The organism is Pantoea sp. F_5, assembly GCF_008631595.1.
Taxonomy (GTDB): Bacteria; Pseudomonadota; Gammaproteobacteria; order Enterobacterales; family Enterobacteriaceae; genus Pantoea; species Pantoea gossypiicola.
The window spans coordinates 81,077-103,463 of sequence record NZ_VWUO01000004.1 but is presented as its reverse complement, the minus strand read 5'-3'; the positions used below and the strand labels follow the sequence as shown (position 1 = coordinate 103,463).

The window sequence follows — 22,387 nt, the reverse complement described above, 5'->3', positions numbered from 1 at the left end:
CCGCTGACCGGGAAGAGATAAATCTGTTAATGCCACTCTTCGGAGAAACGCTCATGAACGCATCACTTGCAGGAAAAATTGCTCTGGTAACAGGCGGAACAAGCGGAATTGGCCTGGCCACCGCACGTGAACTGGCGGCACAGGGCGCACAGGTCTTTATTACCGGCCGACGTCAGGCGGAGCTGGATGCTGCGGTCGCTGAAATCGGCGGAACCATCAGCGGCATCCGGGCCGACGCCTCTCAGTTGCACGATCTCGACAATGTTTACTCGCGCATTGCGGCGCAGGCTGGACGGCTGGATATTCTGTTTGCTAACGCCGGAGGCGGCGACATGCTGCCGCTGGGCGCGATTACTGAAGAGCACGTTGATCGGATCTTTGGCACCAACGTGCGCGGCGTGCTCTTTACGGTACAGAAAGCCCTGCCTCTGCTGGTTGATGGCGCGTCAGTGATTCTGACCGGGTCAACCGCTGCTTCACAGGGTACAGCGGCCTTTAGCGTCTACAGCGCCAGTAAAGCAGCAGTGCGTAACTTTGCCCGTTCGTGGGCGCTGGATCTGAAAGAGCGCGGCATCCGGGTTAATGTCGTCAGTCCCGGCCCAATCCGCACGCCGGGGCTGGGTGATCTGGTCAGTGAAGATCAGCGTCAGGGGCTATTTGATGCGCTGGCTGCACAGATACCGCTTGGCCGTCTGGGAGAATCGCAGGAAGTGGCCAGAACCGTTGCCTTTCTCGCGTCTGATGCCGCCAGCTTTATCAATGCGACAGAGCTGTTTGTTGATGGCGGAATGGCGCAGGTCTGAAGTTGAGCGAAAAAGTAAACAGGGGTTGGTCACTCAGCATCACAGGCATTCCCCGTTAATCAGAGGCCAACTGAACGTGCCACATGCCCTGCTGCTGCTGCAGGGTACGCTGCTTTTGCACTGATTGCGGCTTGTCGTCATAAAATGACACGTTGCTTTAACCCCGCCCTGTGAGATCTCCCGCTATAGTTATTGCCTGTCACGTCAGTCATAAAACCACGGAGATAACATGAGCCAACTTTTTTCCACTGTCTCACTGGGCGAACTTACGCTGGATAACCGCATTGTGATTGCGCCGATGTGCCAGTACTCGGCTGAAGCAGGCAATGCCACCGCCTGGCACCGTATTCATCTTGGCCAGCTCTCTTTTTCCGGTGCGGGTCTGATGATTATCGAAGCCACGGCCGTCGAGGACATTGGTCGTATCTCTCCCGGCGATTTGGGCTTGTGGAATGATGACAATGAAGCCGCACTGAAAACGGTGCTGGAAGATGTGCGCCGCTACTCTTCTATTCCGGTGGGTATTCAGCTGGGCCATGCGGGCCGCAAAGCATCGTGCGCCGTGCCCTGGGAAGGCGGTAAGCAGATTGCACCGGATGCCGGCGGCTGGCAGACCGTAGCACCATCTGCCCTGAGCTACAGCGCGGACGAAGTGAAACCGCTGGCGATGAGCATTGACGATCTGCAGCGTGTAAAACAGGCCTTTGTCGACAGCGCCCATCGCGCGGTACGCCTGGGCATTGAGCTGATCGAAGTCCATGCAGCGCACGGCTATCTGCTGCATCAGTTCCTGTCGCCGCTGTCGAATCAGCGCAGTGACGAATATGGCGATTCGCTGGAAAACCGTATGCGCTTCCCGCTGGAGGTGTTCAAAGCCGTCCGTGAAGCCGTACCCGCGTCCGTGCCGGTAGGCGTGCGCATTTCCGCTACGGACTGGGTCGAAGGCGGCTGGGAAATCGAGCAGTCGATCGCCTTCTCACGTGAGCTGGAAGCGCTGAACTGCGCCTATATCCACGTCTCAAGTGGGGGGTTGTCGGAAGATCAGAAAATCAGCGTCGGACCTAATTACCAGGTGCCGTTCTCACGCGATATCCGTGAACAGGTGTCGATTCCGGTGATTGCGGTTGGCCTGATTACTGAACCGCAGCAGGCGGAAGGTGTGCTTCAACAGGGCGATGCCGACCTGGTCGCACTGGCGCGCGGTATTCTCTACGATCCACGCTGGCCGTGGCACGCTGCGGCTGTGCTGGAAGGCAAAGTCCAGGTTCCGCCGCAATATCTGCGTTCTGAACCGCACGATGTCAAAGGCATTCTGACGCAGGATCAGTAAGCTTTATGGGCAGAGCGCATAGATGGCGCTCTGCCCGCATAACGTAACGATCATCTGAGATCGTAGCAGGCCTGCAACGCAAGATGCGGGCCAGTCAGCGGTCGCCGTGCCGCGGGAAACTGCCGGGCAACCGGCGTCATTGAGCTTTGCGCCAAAGCCACCGCAACGGCACCCTGCTGATACGCCTGCTCGGCGGCTGCCGCAATCAGTGTAAAGTATTCTGTTGTGTCCCCCGCTTTAAACGCCGCCCACGCGCCCTCCACCAGCGCAACCTCTGTCTGGCTGCCCGGCTGGCAGAAGAGCGCCCGCGTCGCCGTCAGCGTTGATTCTGCTGCACAGAGGGCTACCGTCGGCCCCGTATGGCGTTGTAGCGCCTGCGCTAACATCCCGTCGGTGCGCATGACCCGATCCTGCACAGAGAAATCATCGGCAACTGGCCCCAGCGTCGAGCAGGTGATCAGCACCGCATCGAACTGCGGCAGCAGCGTTTCAATCATTTGGGCAATACGGCGGCGTAACGCAGTCGTCATCCCGCCACTGCGCGCCGCCTCGGCCAGCAGTGCAGGCATCACCAGATGATTCAGCGGCGCGTTGTCACCCGTCAGTGTGGTGGCGGCATCATCAAATATCGGGATATTGCTGGCGGCAGTGTGAAAGCAAAGAATATTCAGGGTGAGTTCCTTTTCTGACAGGTGCAGGGTCAGTGTGTGGGTTGCCACAAGGCATGCTGGATAACAACACGATAACCATCCCTGTCGATAAATGTCACGCCCCGCTGCTCCCGGTAAGGATTAATATCACCTTACCGCTCACAGCGCTAAACCCATTCCTGCCGCAGTCATCTACACTTTTCCGGTATTCATACGGTAATGCCCTGTGCATCGCCCGGCTATAAAAGGAAGACAATATGACTGAACAAGCAACCCAGAACCACGCCTGGTTACTGGCTTCACGCCCTCACGGTGAGCCGACCAAAGAGAATTTCCGCCATGTGGCGCAGCCCTTGCCGGAAATCAAAGAAGGCGAAGTGCTGCTGAAGACCATCTACCTCTCACTGGATCCCTACATGCGTGGCCGGATGGATGACGGTAAATCCTACGCTGCACCGGCAGAGCTGGATCAGCCGATGGTCGGTGGTACCGTCTGTCAGGTCGTCGAATCAAAAAACAGCGAGTTTAAAACCGGTGACTGGGTGCTGGCGCAGAGTGGCTGGCAGGAATATGCCGTCTCCGATGGTAAAGAGATTGCGAAGCTGGGCAACGATCTGCCGCATCCGTCCTGGGCGCTGGGCATTCTCGGAATGCCAGGCTTTACCGCCTATATGGGCCTGATGGATATCGGTCAGCCTAAAGCGGGTGAAACCCTGGTTGTCGCCGCGGCAACCGGTCCGGTAGGCGCAACAGTGGGTCAGTTAGGAAAACAGAAAGGCTGTCGTGTCGTCGGTGTCGCGGGCGGTGAAGAGAAATGCCGTTATGCAGTTGATACACTGGGCTTTGATGCCTGCCTCGATCACCACAGTGCCGACTTTGAAGAGCAGCTGAAAAACGCCTGCCCGGATGGCATCGATATTTATTTCGAAAATGTGGGTGGCAAAGTGTTTGATGCGGTATTCCCGCTGCTTAACACCGCCGCGCGGGTGCCGGTCTGTGGCCTGGTCTCCGCCTACAGCCAGCGTGAGCTGCCGGAAGGCCCGGACAGAACCTCATTGATCATGGCGGGCATTCTGAAGCGCCGTATCCGTATGCAGGGCTTTATCATCTTCCAGGATTACGGTGACCGCTATCCGGAGTTCCTGGAGGCAATGCGTCCTATGGTGGAGAGCAAAAAAATCCACTATCGCGAGCACATGATTGAAGGGTTGGATAACGCACCACAGGCGTTTATCGATATGCTGAATGGCAAAAACTTCGGTAAAACCGTGGTGAACGTCGGCGCATAATGACGTTAGCGTGCCACGCCACTGACGTGGCACGCTGCAATGAATGCCATATCCCTGTTCCCGCAGTGTGACCTCTCCGGCCTCAATCCCGCGCGTAACTCAAAGACTCTCACTCACATCAGGCGCACCTGTTACTGACGACGCTTAGCAATAAACATATTCAGAAGGTAAAAAAGCGAAGAGGTAATATGGCAGGAAAGTCAGCCAGGCAAGCGCGTAAAAAAGCTGAGCGCCGGGGCGGCGCTCAGCGGGTCAGGATTACTTCAGACGGAAAGCGACAACGCTGTCGCCCGCCGTGGTGCCAAGCGAGCCGTGGCCGCCAGCTGCAATCACGACATACTGCTTGCCATCTTTACCCATAAAGGTGGATGGCGTGGCCTGCGCACCCGCGCTCAGTTCCGTCTGCCACAGCAGTTCGCCGGTGGTGCTGTCGTAAGCACGGAAGAAGTTATCTGCCGTTGCGCCGTGGAACACCAGATCACCCGCCGTCAGCAGCGGTCCGCCGTGCGCCACCATCCCCATCGGGAAACCGAGCGGGAAGCGGCCAGGCAGGAAGCTGGTCTTGAGGTTTTTGGTGGTGCCGACGCGACGCAGCCATTCAGTTTTGCCGGTGGTCAGATCCACACCCACCATCCGTCCCCACGGTGGCGCGATGCAGGGAATACCCAGACCTGACGCCATCTGCTGGATGTGGATAGCGTAATCTCCGTGGAAGTTTTCATTCCAGTACGGCGTGCCATCTTTGGTGAAGGTACGCTGGGTTTCGGTTTCCGGCGTGCGCTTAATCAGGTTGTATTTGTAGGCCAGGCGCACCGGTGCCGCAATCAGCATCTGACGCTGCGGATCAACAGCCACGGAACCCCAGTTAAACACGCCGATATTGCCCGGGAAGATCAGCGAGCCTTTCTCGGTTGGCGGCGTCCATGGGTTACCGTCATAGCGCAGTTCACGGAAGGTCGTGCGGCAGGCCATCTGGTCAAACGGCGTAATGCCCCACATCGACTTCTCAGTCAGCGGTTGCGGAATGAAGTTCAGGCTGGAGACCGGCTGGGTCGCCGCATACTGCTCACCCTTAATACCATCCGTGGAGACCTTAACCTGCTCTACCGGGTAAACCGGCTCCCCGGTCAGGCGGTTGAGCACAAACAGGTTGCCGGTTTTGGTCGGCAGGATCACCGCCGGTTGCGGTTTGCCCTGATAGTTGATGTCCACCAGCGACGGCTGTGACGGATTATCGCGATCCCACAGGTCGTGGTTCGAACTCTGATAACGCCATTTGAACGCGCCGGTTTTCAGATCCAGTGCCACCAGTGCATCACGGAATTTTTCGGTGTTGCTGGCAGGATCGCGTTTAATCCCTACTTCATCCGGCGAGGCATTACCAAACGGCACATAGACCAGACCGTTTTTCAGGTCGGCGCTCAGGGTGGCCCAGGCAACCGGGGTATCCTGCGGATACGTTGCGCCTGCGGCGACCGGTGCAGTGTTATCCGGATTAGCCGGATCGAAGTTCCACACCAGACGACCCGTAACGGCATCATAGGCACGGATCACACCCGATGGGTTGCCGCTGTTGAAGCCGTTATCCATCACCGAACCGCCTACGATCACCAGATTGCCTGCCACCAGTGGTGCCGCAGTCTGCATCAGTGCATGCGGACGCACTTCGCCCATATTGGTACGCAGGTTTACCACACCGTTGTTACCAAAGTCAGCACAGGGCTTGCCGGTGTCGGCATCCAGCGCCAGAAGGCGGGCATCGGTGGTCGCATTAAAGATACGTTTGCGGCAGATAGCCGGGGATGCGCCTGTCTGCTGCTCCACCTGCTGACCCGCATCGAAGTAGCTCACGCCACGGCAGGTCTGGTGCTGCTGCAGATAAGAGCGGTTTTTATCCGGCGCTGTTTTCCACTTCACGGCACCGGTTTCCGGGTCAAGAGCATGTACCTCGTTGTGCGGCGTACAGAAGTAGAGCATGCCGTTGGCTTTCAGCGGCGTCGCTTCAAAGGTGTATTCAGTCGCATCATCACCCTGGCGCAGATCGCCGGTGTGATAGGTCCAGGCGACTTCCAGATCTTTCACATTATCTTTAGTAATCTGCTTCAGTGCCGAGAAACGCTGGCCATCCGTCGTCCCGCCATAGGCGTTCCACTCTTCAGCAGCACCGCCGGTCGCGGAACTATTACGTTGGGTATTAATGGTGCCCTGTTGCGGCAGCGGATCGTAGAAGCAGAGGCCAATCACCAGCAGCACCATCAGCACCACTGAGCCGCCAAGGAAAGGATGGAAGCGGCGCTGTCCCTGATAAAGAGGACGAACCACCCACGGCAGAGCCAGCCAGACACCCAGCACACCAAACAGATCGCCGCGCGGAATCCACTGCCATTTGTCGAAGCCCACTTCCCAGATCGTCCAGAACAGCGTGACCCACATCAGCAGCGCATACAGCGTCAGTGCACTGCGTTTGTTCATCATCAGCAGAATCGCGCTGAGCAGAACGCCAACACCCATCAACGCGTAGAACGCGCTGCCTCCCGCAAGCAGAAGTTGTCCTCCCATGTAAATCAGGGCGATAGCAAATATCACCATGATTACACTGGTTATTTTATTGATCATGATCCTTCCTCGGGTCATTAGCGGTCATCAGAAAGTTAAGCTGGAAACATAAATTCAACGAGATTTTAACTTACATGTGAAATATGTAAAAACGTGTACAGGCGTAAATCATTAGTAATATTGATTAAAAATAGCGATTGCAGAAGCGTTAAGACCGCTTTATTTACTTTCCTAAGGGGAAAATACGCGATATTCATCACAAAAAATTAACGATAGGACGTGAATTATCGCACCTTTTGTTCAAAGGTGAATAACTGACAGACCAGCCACGCTTCATTAACGCCAGCTTAAGTCTGATCAGACAGGGATAATGAGTGTCAAATAAGCATAATGGTTTATTAACGTCTTGCTGCAACAACTCTTAATGCTAAAATCAGAAAACGTAGTTCGCTGATGTCTTATACCGTCAGGTTATCAGTGCTCATGCGGTTTCAATGATTTTCAGATTATTATTTCTGGTAATTGACTTTATTCTGACATTATTTTTTAGCGCTGCCTTCAGTGAGGAATATATTAATAATGTCAGGGATTCTGTTGAATAAAACGATTTCAGATATTCCGTAGCCCGACCCTACTTTTATCTGTGATATATATCATCACTCTTATAAGAATTTATCCGGCAAGCAGGCGGGATTTTCTCTGGCAACAATAACCCAGGCAGGCTAACTATGTCCGCACTTCATGCTATTTATCGTAAGTTTCGTTTCCCGTTTAAATTCATTAATGCGGCCATTCGCTATCCTGCCGCGCAGGCACGGGTAAAGCGTTATTCCGTCATGTCGATAGAAGAAACAATCGATCTGCTATTACGTAAACCGCAATTATCACTGGCCCGTTACGGCGACGGGGAACTGGAGATGACCTGGTATAAAAACATTGGCTTTCAGCCATTTGACCCAAAACTGTCGGCAAGGCTCAAGACGCTGCTGCAGCAGGAGCCCCGGGACAACCCGAACTGTCTGATTTGCCTGCCGGATGCTTTTCGCACCACCCGCAATATGAAAAATGGATCGGCCCTGTTCTGGTTCTTCCATAAATCATTTTACTTTAAACATTATGATGATCTGCTGAATCATCAATACCAGTATGGCAATACCTCGGTGACCCGCCCTTATCACGACTATAAAAGCAAACACTTATCCAGGACGATATTCGATAAATTTAAACAGCTCTACCAGGGTCGCCGGGTATTAATTGTTGAGGGCAGTGGCACACGTCTGGGATTAGGCAATGATTTACTGGAGGGGGCCAGCGAAATAAAACGTATTACAACGCTGAACCGTAATGCTTTTTCCGTTTATGATCGTCTCTTCGATACGGTATTAGCGAATGCCGTCGACTTTGATCTGGTCTTAATTTCTTTAGGTCCGACGGCGACCGTGCTGGCTTATGATTTAAGTCAGCGTGGAGTTCGCTGTATTGATAGCGGTCATGTCGATATTGAATATGAGTGGATGCTGGTCAGTGCCACCAGCAAAGTAAAAGTGGCAGGAAAAAATGTTAATGAAGCGGGTGTGCTGCTGAGTGAACAGACAACAGTGGCTGATGCGACGTATCAGCGGCAGATTTTGCAGCATGTTGGCGAAACGCCACAGGATAAAGTCACGGCTGAAGCGGAAGCCCTGGTTATCCCGCTGCCCCACGTCAGCAGCACGCATCATAACGCTGCATGAGCTTCACCATCGACAGGCAATGACTGCACCGCATTGATGCGCAGGCGAATAATTAGCGGGATCAGTTAACCCGTTAAACGCAGGCTCAGCAGCCCGCAGCCTCTGTCAGCGGTGTTTTTGTCGGAGAGAGCTCTTCTCCGGCATTAATCTTGCTTTGGCTCTCCTGAGATACCTAATCAGGAGACGTGAGATGAGATCCAGCCGTTACCGTTACACAATATTTTCACTGCTGTTCCTGATCGCCCTGATCAACTACATCGATCGCGGCGCGCTGTCATTTGCGGCCAACGCCATTGCGGCAGAGTACCACTTCAGCAAAGTCCAGCTCGGTGCCGTGCTGGGTTACTTTGGCTTCGGTTATCTGTTTGGTTCGCTGTGTGGTGGCTTCCTTGCCGACCGTATCGGCACGAAGAAAGTCTGGCTGCTGGCCGGCGTGCTCTGGTCGCTGCTGGAGATCGCCACCGCCTGGGCGGGTGAACTGGGCATGGCACTGTTTGGCGGCTCTGCCATTATGGGCTTTGCGGCTCTGCGCATCCTGTTTGGTTTTTCTGAAGGCCCGGCCTATGCGCTGATGAACAAAGCGATTGCCCACTGGGCACCCGATAACGAGCGCGGCTTTGCACTGGGTATTGGCCTGCTCTCTACTCAGGTTGGCGCACTGCTGACTGCGCCGATTGCGGTTGGCCTGCTGCTGCTGACTCATGACTGGCGTATGATGTTTATCCTGCTGGGTGTGTTCTCCCTGCTGGCGATGGCGCTGTTTGCCCGCACCTTCAGTGACAGCCCGGATAAGAGCCCTCACACCAGCGCGGCTGAACGCACACTGATCCAGAACGGTCAGCGCCGCAGCACAGGCGACAGCGTCTCCCTGCCCTGGTGGCGCTTCTTTACCAGCCGCACGCTGGTCTGCAACGCGCTGGGCTACTTCTCCTTCCTCTACATCACCTTTACCCTGGTGACCTGGATGCCGAAGTATCTGCAGGATAATTTCCATTACGACCTGCACTCACTATGGTACGTGGCGATGATCCCCTGGAGTGGTGCCTGCATCACCGTGCTGCTGGGCGGTCGTATTGCCGATGCCCTGCTGGCCCGCTTCGGTAATCTGCGGCTGGCGCGCAATCTGTTTGCGGCGGTCACGCTGTGCGGCACCGCATGCTGTTTTATGGCGATCCCCTACGTGCAGTCGGCCGCCGGGATTATCGCGCTGATGACCCTGGGCAATGCGCTGAATGCGCTGGTGAATAATGTCTACTGGTCGGTAGTCATCGATGTCACCCCGAAAGCGTCGGTTGGCACCTATAGCGGCATGACACTGGCCATAGCCAACCTGGCGGCAATTATCTCTCCGATGCTCTGTGGCTGGCTGGCGGAATATTACGGTTACAACGCGATGTTTACCGTCACTGCAGTCATCGCCTTTGGCAGCATGCTGGCGATGACGTTGTTACAGCCGGAGAAACCGCTGGTGGCCGAAGCGCAGACCGGCGCGGCGGATGTTTCGGCGGCATAATCTCAGGCGGCGAGATTTTCTGATTTGACGGATTGCGCCTCAGCCTGACACCCTGCCTGTCACACATCCAGCCCCTGAAAAAAAGCCGCCCTCCAGGGCGGCTTTTACCTTTTCATATCGCGGTATAGATTGACTGTTCAGGTCTGCCACGGCGATCCCAGCGGCTGGTGAATAGCCATAACAGCGCCGTCGCAAACCAGCCGATGATCCACGAGACATCATTGCCGGCAAAAATCCAGGTCAGCGAGCCATGGTGCAGCGGATTATCAATAAACGGCAGTTGTACCAGCACGCCCAGGAAATAGACGGTGATACCGGCCAGATTCCAGCGTCCATAGCGTCCATCGGGCTGCGACAGCGCCGGGACATCAACCCTGCCTTTGGTGATCAGATAGAAATCGGTCAGGCTGATCGCGCTCCAGGGCACAAAAAAAGCCAGCAGGAAGAGCAGGAAGTGAGTGAAGGATTTCAAAAACGCCGGTTCACTGAGCAGAGCAATGACGCAGGCCAGCGCCACCATCAGCACCACAAACAGAATGCGTGCGCCCCGGCTCAGCGTGGTTTGCTGCCGGAAGCCAGACACAATGGTCGTCAGTGACATAAAACTGCCGTAGGCATTCAGCGTGGTAAAGGTGATTTTCCCAAAGCAAATTGCGAAATAAATCACCATCGCCATGGTCGCCGTGCTGCCCATGCTCACGATGTAACCCACCTCATTACCTGCAAACGCACTACCGGCAATCGCCGCGACGATCACCCCCAGCGTCATTGAAGCCTGCGTGCCAAGCACAGTGCCGAAAAAGACCGCGCTGAACAGTTTCTTTGCAGAGACATCCGCCGGCAGATAGCGCGAATAGTCCGAGACATAGGGACAGAAAGCAATCTGCCATGACGAAGAAAGGGAGACCGCCAGCAGGAAATTCGCTACGGTAAAGTGCTGATTCTGCCAGACGGCGGATAAATCATGCGCAGAAAACAGCGTTATGAACAGATAAGCAAAGGCTAAAACGCCGATAACGCTCGCCACTTTCCCCAGCTGATGGATGACGCGATAGCCCAGAACCGCAATAATCACGATGAGGATGCTGAACAGGATCATTCCGGCTGAATTGCTGACATGGATAAGTTTAGCCAGCGCCTGCCCCGCTAACACTGTCCCGCTGGCTGAGAACCCTACATACATCATGCAGACCAGCACCAGCGGAATGACGGCACCAAATACGCCAAACTGCATACGACTGGTGATCATCTGTGGTAAGCCCAGGCGCGGGCCCTGAATAGCATGTAAAGACATGATCGCTGCACCCAGAATCTGCCCCACCAGTAACCCGATGAGCGACCATACAACGTCGCCACCCAGCACCACGGCCAGCGCGCCCGTGACAATGGCCGTGATTTGCAGATTGCCACCGAACCAGAGCGTGAACTGGCTGAAGGGATGACCGTGCCGTTCGCGCAATGGGATGTAATCAATGGAACGGGTTTCTGACAGGCGCTGTTTCTCTGCGCCTGAATAGTCTGCTACAGATGTTTTGACCGACATAGATTCCTCGCTGAAACAGTGAGAGACGCGTTAACTGAAAAAGTGAAGTGCCCGACCCAGGATTGAAGATACATGTCTATACAATCAGCGAGAATGTCATGGGCATGGGCAAGTTACAAGGTAACCTGTCATTGGAAAATGTGATGATACCGACAGGCTGACGATGATGATCGGGATCGCGTGGAGTGTCAGGCCTGCCAGATTAAGAGAGGGTGGAGACGTAAATCTTCTGGAGGTTAACCTTTAGCCACTACCCGCTGGCGATGACAGTCGGCCGGGTCCAGTTTTTGTTCCTTTGAGGAACAGATCTCCAGGCGCGGCAGCGGCTTTCCTTCCGCATTATCCAGCAGCACCGAGTGCGTTTCGCCCTTCTCAAACAGATGGTGTTCGTTTTCGGGGGTGATCCTGCTCGATTTCGCTGTTCAGACAGTCCACGTGATCAATCAGAGCCTGCTCGTAGCTGCCCGGCCCGGGGCGGCCAGTCGTCTGGTCGGTGCGTACATGTGCTTTTACTCGCTGGGCAGTGCGCTGGGGGCCATCGCGGCGACTCAGCTTTACGCTCACTGGGGATGGCAGGCCGTCTGTTATGGTGGGGCAGCCGTCAGCGCCTCTGCCTTTCTCTGTTGGTATGGCGCACGTCAATCATGAAATTCATACATCTGCTACTCGCCGTGCTGAATCGGTGTGCGAACCGGCTGACGTTGAGATGATTACTCCCCGTGCCGCTGACAGAACGCGTCGATGTCGCCGTGCTGAAAGTCGGGCAGATTTGCGAGCAGTTTTTCCAGTGGCCAGTTCCACCAGGCAATGCGCTGCAGGCGGGCGGCAATCGCGGGCGTAAATCGGACCCGCAACGGCCGGGCCGGAACACCGCCCACCACGGTGTAAGGCGCAACGTGTTTGGTTACGACTGCGCCCGCGGCCAGCACCGCACCATCGCCAATAGTGACGCCAGGCAGCACAATCACGCCGTGCCCGATCCAGACATTATTTCCGATGACTATCCTATCGGCACGGCGGGCTGCAAAGAAGCCCTGATCGCGCCGTGCGTCGGGATGATAATACTCCGGGCAGTAGGTAAAGCGATGCTGCGAAGCCCGATCCATAGGATGATTCGGCGCACCGATACGCACCTGATTGGCAATGGCGCAGAAACGCCCCACCTTGGTATCAGCCAGGCAGCAGTGCTCGCCGACATAGGAGAAGTCACCCAGCACGCTGTACTCCAGCGTGCTGTGCGCCAGGATCTCACACTGCTGACCCACGGTGGTTTCCCGCATCCGTACACTCTCATCAATCCAGGTGTGCGTTAATCGGGCGGGCATAACGGCGGCAATGGACATATTACTCCCGGTCAGGATAAGCAGCACCCCGGCGGCGTGCTTTTGCCGAACCACCTTACCCGCCTTTAATGACAGAGAATTGACACAGAAAAAAGGCGGAGTGGTTAGCTCCGCCTTGTTTCAAGTTCCGGTTAACCTGCGTGACCGGTCAGTTGCATAAGGGCAACGATGATCTGCAAGATGACCCGGATAAGATCCAGAATCAGCTTAGTCAGTTCCATCACTTTCCTTCTCCTTTTTCAGGAGCGCGCTGTTCGGCAACCAGGGCTTTGACTCTACCCGCCGGGCGCCTAAGCACATCTTTGTGGAGAGGGCTGAGCGGCACTCATGGTTAAAGCCACAGGCCAGCACCACCTGATGCCTGCCGGGATTTTAAAACCGTGCCCCTGGGAGCGGCCAGTCGACAATGAGGCGATGCTCAACACTCAACACATGTATAAACATACAGTATTTTGGCGAAACTTGAAATCCTTAGCCGCACATTTTACAATCTTGCTTGTGGAGAGTGCTGAGCACCTCGTTCGCAACGCGGTTACCAGCCGGGAAGCGAACAAAAAAATAAAGGATTTGGCGCGATGCCAAATCCTTTTTTTATGCCTGTTTTACGGCGATAACCCAGGCCGCGCAGAACTTACTTCGCGGCGCTGATACGCCAGATGGTGTTCCCTGCGTCGTCAGCAATCAGCACGCCGCCCTGTTTATCGCTGGCGAGACCCACCGGCAAACCACGTACCTGCTTTTCATCGTCCGTCAGGAAACCTGAAACCACCGTCTGCGGCTGACCCACCGGCTTACCGTTTTCGAACTTCACCCATACGACTTTATAGCCATTCAGCGGCGTTCGGTTCCAGCTGCCATGCTCGCTGATAAACGCACCACCACGGTACTGCGGCATATTATCACCACCGTAGAACAGCAGGCCCAGTGGCGCGACATGCGAACTCAGGGCATAATCCGGCTTGATCGCCTTCTCAACCAGGTCGGGACGCTGCGGTTCGGCACGGGTATCCACATGCTGACCAAAGTAGCTGTAGGGCCAGCCGTAGAAGCCTTTATCCTGCACCGAGGTCATGTAGTCCGGCACCAGATCGGAGCCGATTTCATCACGCTCATTGACGATCGCCCACAGCTTGCCGCTCTGCGGTTCCCACTGCAGGCCAGTCGGATTGCGCAGACCGCTGGCGTAAATACGGCTGGCACCACTGGCCGCATCCACCTCCAGCACCGCTGCCCGGCGATACTCTGCGCCAATGCCGTTTTCGGTGACGTTACTGTTGGAGCCGACGCCCACATAAAGCTTACTGCCGTCAGGGCTGGCTAAAAGGGCTTTGGTCCAGTGGTGGTTAATCGGTCCGCCCGGCAGCTCCGTTACCTCTTCAGGAGCAGTGCGAATCTCCGTGTCCCCTTCGCGATAGGGGAACTTCACCAGGCTGTCAGCATTCGCCACATAGAGCGTATTCCCAATCAACTGCATGCCAAACGGTGAGTGCAGATTCTCGATAAAACGATGCTGCTCCCATTTGCCATTGACGTTGCGCAGCAGCGTAATGCGGTTGCCGCCTGCGCCACCCTTACCTGACGCTTTCTGCACGATGCCCATAATCAGCTGCTTAGGTCGGGTCGTCGGTTTTGAGGGGCCGTTGGATTCTGCGACCAGCACATCATTGTTTGGCAGCACGTAGACCTGACGCGGATGCTGCAGATTCTCAGCAATCTTTTCAATCTTTAACCCGTCAGCCACTTTTGGCATTTCACCGGCTTTCCAGGGCGTGCCTTCCGGTACCTGCATCGGCGGCATAAAGAAGTTCTGCGCCTGCGGCAGTTCGGGATTGGGTCCGATCTGCTTTTGCGGATCGACCAGCGCACCATCATCGCAGCCTGCCAGCAATGCGGTCAGGGTCAGCGCGAGCAGCGTTTTATGCGGTATGTTCATGGTGGCTCCTCCTTAAGCGCTACGCTGACGTAACGCAAGTTGCACATTCGCCAGCAGCAGCAGCGCTACCACCAGCGTCGAGAGCGTTACGCCCAGCGGGATCACCGCGGCAGCATCACGGCTGTGAATAAACGCATTGACGATAGCGATAATGATGGCCACCAGCCAGAGCCAGAAATGGCCCTTTTCCGCGCTGTCACTGCCGCGAAACAGATAAACCAGTGCAATGAGACGTGGCACGATGGCCAGTATCAGTCCCAGCGCAATCAGCCAGCCTGCGGCATCCGTCCAGAACTGCACAAAGGTCTGCATGTAGAGAATGTCAAACAGCCAGGCCGCCACAAAGAATCCAAGCGGTACTGGCTCCAGCAGAGCATACAGCGTCACGGCAAATGCCGATCTTCCCAGGGTATTGCGCATGTTTCTCTCCATTTTTAACGTGAATGCGGACCAGGTCAGATGTCGCGCTGCTCAGAGCATCCGACCCCGCGCCTGTAAAAGATTAGTAAATCTGAAGAGAAACAGAGGGTTTATTCGGAGGGAATTGCAAATCAGGCGGATGACGTCCCTGTCATCGCCGGTCAGTCAGGGCTTATCAGCGGGTAAGGTGACCCAGTAGCCTGGCTGGTAAGGCAGCGGCAGGAACTTCTCGTGGAACGTGCGGAAGGTGGCATCCGGATCGACATCGGCAAACAGATCCGGATGCAGCCATTTCGCCAGCGCCTGGATAGCGACAAATTGATACGGGCTGTCGTAGAACTGATGCCAGATGGCGTGGACGTTGCCATTGTGTGCTACCGGCAGGGTTTTAAAGGCATCGCGCATCATCAGTGCCTTAAGACGCGCCGTCGCGTCGGTGACATTCGCGCCAGGACCGACGCCGACCCATTTGCCCACGGTGTTGTAGTTCTTCCAGTTCGCGCCGGTTACCACCACCACATCCGGCTGGCTGGCGATAATCTGCTCCGGGTTAACGGTGCCGAAGGTGCCAGGGATCAGATCTTTTGCGATGTTGCGACCCCCTGCGATCTCCACCATCTGACCAAAGTTCTCATTACCAAACGACATGCAGCATTCGTCACTGTAGCCACCTGCGCGGTCGATCATCACTTTCGGACGGTAGCCGGTAAAGTTCTTCAGGCGCGACGTCACAAGGTCAATCTGCTGCTGGCGGAAGGTAATAATCTCCTGCGCACGCGCCGGTTTGTTCACCAGTTCGCCCATGATGCGGATACTTTTCTCCGCGTTCATCATCGGCGCTTCACGGAAATCGATAAACACCACCGGCACGCCGACCGCCTGCAGTTTTTCAATCAGCTTGCCTTCATCGGTCGCCGCTTTCGATTCCAGATTCATCAGCACCAGATCGGGCTTCAGGGTCAGCGCCTGCTCGACATTGAAGGTGCCATCTTTCGCGCCGCCGAAGGTCGGTAATGTTTTAATTTCCGGATAGCGCTTTTCATAAGCCTGATAACCGTCCCAGTCCGCCTTGTGGAGATCATCACGCCAGCCAATCACCCGCCTGAACGGGGCGTCGGTGTCAAATGCGGCCAGCAGATAGATCTGACGGCCCTCACCCAGAATGATGCGCTTTGCCTCCTGCGGCACCTCGACCTGACGGCCTGCGACATCGGTAATCATTTTGGCCGAAGCTGTCCCTGCCAGCGTGAGCAGCCCCAGCGCTAAAAACCATTTTTTCATTATGAAAACCCGCACAAATGATAATGAGAATTATTAATGTAAAGCGGCGTTACTATCACCTAAAACGACGTTCAGGGGAAGTCATCCGGTTAAATGTTTTTTGCGGCGAGGTTAATGGGTTAATTGGCCAATAACAGGGCTGTTAATCAGCGAACAAGCGCAGCGTGTTGCTGCTCACAAAACAGACAGCTTTCGTGAATATGCTCACAACACCCTGGGCGGCTGCACACATATTAGCCATTAATCGTATCGATTTGGCCAATGCGTTAATGAATTGTGAACGCTAGATTAAAAATGAAACAGCGTTTTAATAATCCATTGGGAAGTCATCCACAGGAGTATAACCGTGAAGATCAGCGCCATAGATGTCACCCTCTTTACCTATCCTACCCGGCGCGTTGCCGACAGCGCCGGCCACTCCCATCCCGGCCCGGAAAATGATGCGCAGATGGCACTGTTGACCCTGACCAGCGAGGATGGCGATTGCGGCTACGCCTTTGCGCCGCCGGAAGTGGTGCGATCTCATGTCGTTAACGCCTTCTTCCGCAAGGTGCTGATCGGTCAGAACGCCTTTGACCGCGAGCGGCTGTGGCAGGATCTGGTGCACTGGCAGCGCGGCAGCGCCCATCAGCTCACCGAGCGTGCGCTCTCCGCTGTTGAGCAGGCGCTGTGGGATCTGATTGGGCGCAGGCTGAAACAGCCGGTGCACAAGCTGCTGGGCGGCTATCGCGAGAAGATCCCGGCTTACGGCAGCACCATGTGTGGCGACGAACTCAGCGGTGGGTTATCGACACCGGATGAGTACGCACAGTTCGCGGAAAAGCTGGTGGCACGCGGCTATCGGGCAATCAAGCTGCACACCTGGATGCCGCCGGTCGCCTTTGCACCCAGTCCGACCATGGACATCAAAGCCTGCGCCGCGGTGCGTGAAGCGGTTGGCCCGGATATCGCACTGATGCTGGACGGCTACCACTGGTACAGTCGCAGCGACGCGCTGACCATCGGCAAGGCGCTGGAGAAGCTTAACTTCACCTGGTTTGAAGAGCCGATGGAGGAAGAGAGCATGGCCTCTTACACCTGGCTGGCGGATAACCTCTCTATCGACGTGCTCGGCCCGGAGAGCCTGGGCGGCAAACATCACAGCCGCGCCGACTGGGTCCGTGCTGGTGCCTGCGACATTCTGCGTGCCGGGGCCAATGGCGTAGGCGGCATCTCCGCCACGATGAAAGTGGCCAGTCTGGCGGAAGCCTTCGGCATGGATTGCGAAGTTCACGGCAACGGCGCAGCCAGCCTGGCGGTCGTCGGGGCAATCCGTAACTGCCGCTGGTATGAGCGTGGCCTGCTGCATCCCTTCCTGGATTATGAGACGCCGCCTGCGTATCTCAACAGCCTGATTGATCCGATGGACGATCGGGGCTTTGTCACCCTGCCCACCCGCAGCGGGCTGGGAGAGGATATCAACTTCAGCTGGATTGAGACCCACACGCTGAACCGCTGGTAATGAAGTACGGCAAACAATAATAACCCCGTTGCCGCGCAGCCCTGATGACGCGGTAAACGGGAAAAACCTCTGACCTGCTGGACTTTACCTATGACCCTGACACAACGATGTGGCGCGTGGCTGATCACGCTGCTGGTGCTCACGGGCAGCGCGTCAATCCAGGCAAAGACCCCGGATGACCAGCTGATCGTCGGCATGAACATGAACAACCTGCTCACCCTGGATCCGGCCGCGATGACCGGCAACGAGGTGGTCGGCATTGTGGTGAATCTCTATGACGGCCTGGTGGAGCTGAATCCGCAGCAGCTCACCGAGGTGCGCCCGGCGCTGGCGGAACGCTGGTCAGTCAGTCCGGATAACCGCACCCTGACCTTTCACCTGCGCGACAACGTCAGGTTTCACTCCGGCAATCCGCTCACCAGCGCCGATGCAGTCTGGTCGATGCGCCGGGTGCTGCATCTGAATCTGGCGCAGGCGTCGGTGTGGAAGTCCTACGGTTTCAGCCGCGACAATGTGGACCAGATGGTCACCGCACCCGACGACCGCACGCTGGTGATCACCCTGCCTAAACCCAACGATCCGCAGCTGGTGATCTACTCGCTGGCGGCGCTGGGCAGCATGGTGGTGCTGGACCGTAAAACGGTGCAGCAGCATGAAGTCGATGGCGACTGGGGCAACCGCTGGCTCACCACGCATGAAGCGGGTTCCGGCCCGTTCCGACTGGATGTCTGGCAGGCAAAAGACGTGTTGCGCATGAGTCGCGCGACAGACTACTGGCGCGGTGAGGCGAAGATGTCGCGGGTGGTATTCCGCCACCTGCAGGAGTCGCAGACCCTGCGGCTGATGATGCAGAAAGGCGATCTCGATATCGCCAGCAACATGGCGATCCCCGACGTGCGCGCCCTGCGTCACGATCCCGACCTCACCCTTGATGCCGTCAGAAAAGGGACAATTTACTACCTGGCGATGAGCATGAAAGATCCGCACTTTGACAATATTAAGGTGCGTGAGGCGGTCCGCTACCTGGTCGATTATCAGGGCATCAACAAGAGCCTGATGACCGGCTACGGCGAACTGCATCAGCGCCCGATTCAGGCGGGCATGCCTGCCACGCTGCCTGACCCGGGTTACCGGCTTGATGTACCGCGCGCCCGTGCGCTGCTGGCTGAAGCCGGCTATCCGGACGGCTTCGACACCACGCTGCGGGTGCTGGCCGATCAGCCGTTCCTGAATATTGCCATCGCCATTCAGTCAACGCTGCTGCAGGGCGGCATCCGGGCAAAAATCATTACCGGCACCGGCAACCAGATTTATGGCGCGATGCGCGATCGCCAGTTCAGCCTGCTGGTCGGACGCGGCGGCAGCGGCGTCGAGCCACACCCCCACTCCAGCCTGCGCGCGCTGGTCTACAACCCGAACAATGCCGACAACGCCCGGCTGACTAACTTCCAGGGCTGGCGAACCGGTTTCTACGACGCCCAGCTCAACCGCATGATCGATCAGGCGCTGGTGGAACGTGACAAAAACCGCCAGCAGCAGGCCTATTACGCCATCCAGCAACGCTATGACCAGCTGGTGCCTGCGCTGATGCCGATTTCACAAATGCTCGACTCCGTGGTGGTCAGTAACCGTGTGCAGGCGTATCAGCCGCATCCTTCTGCAACGACCTTCCTGCGCGACGTCTGGAAAACGCCTGAAGCCCTGGCGGGAGGCACACCATGATACTGACCCTGACACGAAATCAGTGCCGCCGCATCAGCCATCGCGCGGTGCAGGTGTTAATCACGCTGTTCGGCCTGCTGCTGCTGACCTTTTTTATTGGCCGGGTGATGCCGCTGGATCCGGTGCTGGCGATAGTCGGTCCCGATGCCGACCAGGCCACTTATCAGCAGGTCTACCACCAGCTTGGCTTTGATAAACCGCTGTGGGTGCAGTTTGGCATCTATCTCAATGCGCTGCTGCATGGCGACCTGGGCCACGCGCTGCTCACCGGCCAGCCGGTCATGCATGACATCCTGCGCGTCTTTCCCGCCACGGTTGAGCTGGCCACGCTGGCAATTGTGATTGGCGCAGGGCTGGGCGTCCCGCTGGGCGTGCTGGCGGCGGCGCGGCGTAACAGCGTCATCGACTATCTGGTACGGATGCTCAGCCTGGCCGGTTATTCCACGCCGATCTTCTGGGTTGGCATGATGGGATTGCTGCTGTTCTATGCCCATCTCGGCTGGGTCGGCGGTGCAGGACGAGTGGACTTCAGCCTGGATGGCATCGTGCCGCGCCGCACTGGTTTTATGCTGATTGACGCCCTGCTGGCGGATAACGGTCAGGTGTTCCGGAATGCGCTGAATCATCTGGTGCTGCCCGCCTCACTGCTCGGCTTTCACTCCATGGCTTACATCAGCCGGATGACGCGCAGTTTTATGCTCGCGCAGTTGTCGCAGGAGTTCATTCTGACCGCGCGGGTCAAAGGCCTGACCGAATGGCAGGTGATCTGGCAGCACGCGTTTCGCAATATCCTGGTTCAGCTGCTGACCGTGGTGGCGCTGGCCTATGGTTCGCTGCTGGAGGGTGCCGTGCTGATTGAAACGGTCTTCTCCTGGCCCGGTTTCGGCTCTTATCTCACGGGCAGCCTGATGCTGGGCGATATGAATGCGGTAATGGGCTGCGTGCTGGTGGTGGGTCTGATTTTTGTGCTGCTTAACCTGATCTCCGACCTGCTCTACCAGGTCTTCGATCCGAGGACCAAAGTATGACTATCTCGTTTGATGCTGCGTCTGTCAGTCCTTCCCGCGAGCGGCTGGCGCGCTGTCGGCGATTTGCTGCCCGCTGCGGGTCTTTCCTCTGGCGCATGGCCTGTAATCCCCTGACCGCCATCGGCGGTGGCATTGTGCTGCTGCTCTGTATCGTGGCGCTGTTTGCCCCCTGGATCGCACCGTATCATCCGCTGATTCAGGATCTGAACAACGCCCTGACGCCGCCCGGTGCGGCCCACTGGTTCGGCACTGATGAGTTTGGCCGGGATATATTCAGCCGTCTGGTGTGGGGTGCGCGCATCACGCTCTACATCGTGCTGCTGGTCTCAGTGACCGTCGGACCGCTGGGCCTGCTGCTGGGCGTTACCGCGGGTTACTTTGGCGGCAAAGTCGATAGCGTGCTGATGCGCGTCACCGATATCTTCATCTCCTTTCCCAGCCTGGTGCTGGCGCTGGCATTTGTGGCGGCGCTGGGTCCGGGTCTGGAGCATGTGGTGATCGCCATTACCCTTACCGCCTGGCCACCGATTGCCCGTCTGGCGCGCGCCGAAACGCTGTCGCTGCGTCAGGCGGACTTTATTTCGGCGGTGCGCTTACAGGGTGCGTCGCCGCTGCGGGTACTGTGGAAACATATTATTCCGCTCTGCCTGCCGTCGGTGATTATCCGCATCACCATGAATATGGCGGGCATTATCCTTACCGCCGCCGGGCTGGGCTTTCTCGGACTGGGCGCGCAGCCGCCAGATCCGGAATGGGGCGCGATGATCGCCAGCGGCCGTACCTACATGCTGGAGTGCTGGTGGGTGGTTACCGTGCCCGGTCTGGCGATCCTGATTAACAGCCTGGCATTTAACTTCTTAGGAGATGGCCTACGTGACCTGCTCGATCCCCGCAGTGAGTAACGCCTCGCCGTTGCTCGACGTGCGCGATTTGCACGTGAACTTTGTTAACGGACGCCAGATCACCCCGGCGGTGCGCGGCGTCTCCTTTCAGCTCGGTCAGGAGAAGCTGGCGATTGTCGGCGAGTCCGGCTCCGGTAAATCGACCGTGGGCCGCGCCCTGCTGCAGCTGCATCCGGCCAGGGCGCGCATCGAGGCGAGCCGGATGCAGTTTGGTGATATCGACCTGCTGCACGCCAGCCCGGCGCAGATGCGCGCCATTCGCGGCAAACGCATCTCCATGATTATGCAGGACCCGAAATATTCCCTGAACCCGGTGATTCGGGTGGGCGAGCAGATTGCCGAAGCCTGGCGCAGTCATCATCGCGGCCAGAAAGCGGCGGCCCGTCAGCGGGCGCTGGCGATGCTGGAAGAGGTGCAGATCCGCGATCCTGAGCGGGTATATCAGCTCTATCCTCATGAGATTTCCGGCGGTCAGGGGCAGCGGGTGATGATCGCCATGATGCTGATCACCGAGCCGGAACTGGTGATTGCCGATGAGCCGACCTCTGCGCTGGATGTCTCGGTGCGCCTGCAGGTGCTGGCGCTGCTGGACGATCTGGTGAAGGCGCGCGGGCTGGGGCTGATTTTTATCAGCCACGACATCAGTCTGGTGCGCAGCTTCTGCGATCGGGTGCTGGTGATGTATGCCGGACGCGTGGTGGAGTCGCTGGCCGCCCGTGAACTCGATCGCGCGCAGCATCCCTATACGCAGGGATTACTGGCGGCACTGCCCGACCTTGATCACCGGCGTACGCGCCTGCCGGTATTACAACGTCATGCCAGCTGGTTGACGGACTAAGG

General features: G+C 56.9%; 17 protein-coding genes and 1 pseudogene. 11 read left to right on the top strand and 7 right to left on the bottom strand.

The window, feature by feature from the left end; genetic code table 11:
* The first annotated feature begins 53 nt into the window (after positions 1 to 53).
* Together F3I44_RS07130 and F3I44_RS07125 are read left to right on the top strand one after the other, a co-directional pair.
* On the top strand, positions 54 to 803 hold the full coding sequence (locus F3I44_RS07130; protein WP_150010077.1) for an SDR family oxidoreductase: 750 nt from the start codon (positions 54 to 56) through the stop codon (positions 801 to 803).
* 229 nt (positions 804 to 1,032) lie between these two features.
* A complete protein-coding gene (locus F3I44_RS07125) occupies positions 1,033 to 2,133 on the top strand; it encodes an NADH:flavin oxidoreductase/NADH oxidase (protein WP_150010075.1) in 1,101 nt (366 codons plus the stop codon).
* 50 nt (positions 2,134 to 2,183) lie between these two features.
* Here F3I44_RS07125 and F3I44_RS07120 read toward each other — a convergent pair whose 3' ends face one another.
* Entirely contained in the window at positions 2,184 to 2,852 is a 669-nt protein-coding gene (locus tag F3I44_RS07120; RefSeq protein WP_223811657.1) for a glutamate racemase, read from the bottom strand.
* Between the two features lie 188 nt (positions 2,853 to 3,040).
* On the opposite strand from F3I44_RS07120, the gene F3I44_RS07110 reads away from it, so the two are divergent.
* Positions 3,041 to 4,072: an NADP-dependent oxidoreductase gene (locus tag F3I44_RS07110; protein ID WP_150010073.1), complete on the top strand. Its 1,032-nt coding sequence runs from the start codon at positions 3,041 to 3,043 to the stop codon at positions 4,070 to 4,072.
* Positions 4,073 to 4,330: 258 nt separating this feature from the next.
* On the opposite strand, the gene F3I44_RS07105 is transcribed toward F3I44_RS07110, so the two are convergent.
* Entirely contained in the window at positions 4,331 to 6,688 is a 2,358-nt protein-coding gene (locus F3I44_RS07105) for a membrane-bound PQQ-dependent dehydrogenase, glucose/quinate/shikimate family (protein ID WP_150010071.1), read from the bottom strand.
* A 668-nt stretch (positions 6,689 to 7,356) separates the two neighbouring features.
* Here F3I44_RS07105 and F3I44_RS07100 point away from each other — a divergent pair.
* Together F3I44_RS07100 and F3I44_RS07095 are read left to right on the top strand one after the other, a co-directional pair.
* Positions 7,357 to 8,361, top strand: a complete 1,005-nt coding sequence (locus F3I44_RS07100; RefSeq protein WP_150010069.1) for a GT-D fold domain-containing glycosyltransferase — start codon at positions 7,357 to 7,359, stop codon at positions 8,359 to 8,361.
* Positions 8,362 to 8,551: 190 nt separating this feature from the next.
* On the top strand, positions 8,552 to 9,874 hold the full coding sequence (locus tag F3I44_RS07095; RefSeq protein WP_150010067.1) for an MFS transporter: 1,323 nt from the start codon (positions 8,552 to 8,554) through the stop codon (positions 9,872 to 9,874).
* Positions 9,875 to 9,986: 112 nt separating this feature from the next.
* Here the strand turns inward: F3I44_RS07095 and F3I44_RS07090 are convergent, their stop codons facing one another.
* Complete coding sequence (locus F3I44_RS07090; RefSeq protein ID WP_150010065.1) at positions 9,987 to 11,417, bottom strand: cytosine permease; 1,431 nt, start codon at positions 11,415 to 11,417, stop codon at positions 9,987 to 9,989.
* 393 nt (positions 11,418 to 11,810) lie between these two features.
* On the opposite strand from F3I44_RS07090, the pseudogene F3I44_RS07080 reads away from it, so the two are divergent.
* Positions 11,811 to 12,065 (top strand): annotated as a pseudogene (locus F3I44_RS07080) (MFS transporter); the annotation flags it as partial.
* Between the two features lie 62 nt (positions 12,066 to 12,127).
* On the opposite strand, the gene F3I44_RS07075 reads toward F3I44_RS07080, so the two are convergent.
* The 4 genes from F3I44_RS07075 to F3I44_RS07055 form a co-directional block, all read right to left on the bottom strand.
* Positions 12,128 to 12,760: a DapH/DapD/GlmU-related protein gene (locus F3I44_RS07075; protein ID WP_150019366.1), complete on the bottom strand. Its 633-nt coding sequence runs from the start codon at positions 12,758 to 12,760 to the stop codon at positions 12,128 to 12,130.
* A gap of 631 nt (positions 12,761 to 13,391) precedes the next feature.
* Positions 13,392 to 14,693 carry a sorbosone dehydrogenase family protein gene (locus F3I44_RS07065; RefSeq protein WP_150010063.1) on the bottom strand — a complete coding sequence of 434 codons (1,302 nt, stop codon included), beginning with the start codon at positions 14,691 to 14,693 and terminating at the stop codon, positions 13,392 to 13,394.
* A gap of 12 nt (positions 14,694 to 14,705) precedes the next feature.
* Positions 14,706 to 15,113 (bottom strand): DUF2231 domain-containing protein, encoded by a 408-nt coding sequence (locus tag F3I44_RS07060; protein ID WP_013357848.1) that lies wholly within the window; start codon positions 15,111 to 15,113, stop codon positions 14,706 to 14,708.
* Between the two features lie 165 nt (positions 15,114 to 15,278).
* Positions 15,279 to 16,394: an ABC transporter substrate-binding protein gene (locus tag F3I44_RS07055; protein ID WP_150010061.1), complete on the bottom strand. Its 1,116-nt coding sequence runs from the start codon at positions 16,392 to 16,394 to the stop codon at positions 15,279 to 15,281.
* Positions 16,395 to 16,740: 346 nt separating this feature from the next.
* Between F3I44_RS07055 and F3I44_RS07050 the strand changes: the two genes are divergently transcribed.
* The 5 genes from F3I44_RS07050 to F3I44_RS07030 all read left to right on the top strand — a co-directional run bounded on the left by F3I44_RS07050 (position 16,741) and on the right by F3I44_RS07030 (position 22,385).
* Positions 16,741 to 17,895 carry a mandelate racemase family protein gene (locus F3I44_RS07050; RefSeq protein ID WP_150010059.1) on the top strand — a complete coding sequence of 385 codons (1,155 nt, stop codon included), beginning with the start codon at positions 16,741 to 16,743 and terminating at the stop codon, positions 17,893 to 17,895.
* Positions 17,896 to 17,985: 90 nt separating this feature from the next.
* Positions 17,986 to 19,617, top strand: coding sequence for an ABC transporter substrate-binding protein (locus tag F3I44_RS07045; RefSeq protein WP_150010057.1), 1,632 nt, complete (start codon positions 17,986 to 17,988; stop codon positions 19,615 to 19,617).
* Positions 19,614 to 20,645, top strand: coding sequence for an ABC transporter permease (locus tag F3I44_RS07040; protein ID WP_150010055.1), 1,032 nt, complete (start codon positions 19,614 to 19,616; stop codon positions 20,643 to 20,645). Before F3I44_RS07045 ends, F3I44_RS07040 begins: the two co-directional genes overlap by 4 nt.
* Positions 20,642 to 21,547: an ABC transporter permease gene (locus tag F3I44_RS07035; RefSeq protein WP_150010053.1), complete on the top strand. Its 906-nt coding sequence runs from the start codon at positions 20,642 to 20,644 to the stop codon at positions 21,545 to 21,547. The genes F3I44_RS07040 and F3I44_RS07035 overlap by 4 nt, the downstream gene beginning before the upstream one ends.
* The gene (locus F3I44_RS07030; protein ID WP_150010326.1) at positions 21,519 to 22,385 is read left to right on the top strand and encodes an ABC transporter ATP-binding protein; all 867 of its coding nucleotides are present in this window, start codon (positions 21,519 to 21,521) and stop codon (positions 22,383 to 22,385) included. The genes F3I44_RS07035 and F3I44_RS07030 overlap by 29 nt, the downstream gene beginning before the upstream one ends.
* The last annotated feature ends 2 nt before the right edge of the window (positions 22,386 to 22,387 follow it).

Coding starts and splice junctions, on each gene's coding strand:
- F3I44_RS07100 (WP_150010069.1), top strand. CDS start 7,357: ATGTCCGCACTTCATGCTATTTATCGTAAGTTTCGTTTCCCGTTTAAA.
- F3I44_RS07075 (WP_150019366.1), bottom strand. CDS start 12,760: ATGTCCATTGCCGCCGTTATGCCCGCCCGATTAACGCACACCTGGATT.
- F3I44_RS07035 (WP_150010053.1), top strand. CDS start 20,642: ATGACTATCTCGTTTGATGCTGCGTCTGTCAGTCCTTCCCGCGAGCGG.
- F3I44_RS07130 (WP_150010077.1), top strand. CDS start 54: ATGAACGCATCACTTGCAGGAAAAATTGCTCTGGTAACAGGCGGAACA.
- F3I44_RS07055 (WP_150010061.1), bottom strand. CDS start 16,394: ATGAAAAAATGGTTTTTAGCGCTGGGGCTGCTCACGCTGGCAGGGACA.
- F3I44_RS07060 (WP_013357848.1), bottom strand. CDS start 15,113: ATGCGCAATACCCTGGGAAGATCGGCATTTGCCGTGACGCTGTATGCT.
- F3I44_RS07110 (WP_150010073.1), top strand. CDS start 3,041: ATGACTGAACAAGCAACCCAGAACCACGCCTGGTTACTGGCTTCACGC.
- F3I44_RS07105 (WP_150010071.1), bottom strand. CDS start 6,688: ATGATCAATAAAATAACCAGTGTAATCATGGTGATATTTGCTATCGCC.
- F3I44_RS07045 (WP_150010057.1), top strand. CDS start 17,986: ATGACCCTGACACAACGATGTGGCGCGTGGCTGATCACGCTGCTGGTG.
- F3I44_RS07040 (WP_150010055.1), top strand. CDS start 19,614: ATGATACTGACCCTGACACGAAATCAGTGCCGCCGCATCAGCCATCGC.
- F3I44_RS07095 (WP_150010067.1), top strand. CDS start 8,552: ATGAGATCCAGCCGTTACCGTTACACAATATTTTCACTGCTGTTCCTG.
- F3I44_RS07125 (WP_150010075.1), top strand. CDS start 1,033: ATGAGCCAACTTTTTTCCACTGTCTCACTGGGCGAACTTACGCTGGAT.
- F3I44_RS07090 (WP_150010065.1), bottom strand. CDS start 11,417: ATGTCGGTCAAAACATCTGTAGCAGACTATTCAGGCGCAGAGAAACAG.
- F3I44_RS07065 (WP_150010063.1), bottom strand. CDS start 14,693: ATGAACATACCGCATAAAACGCTGCTCGCGCTGACCCTGACCGCATTG.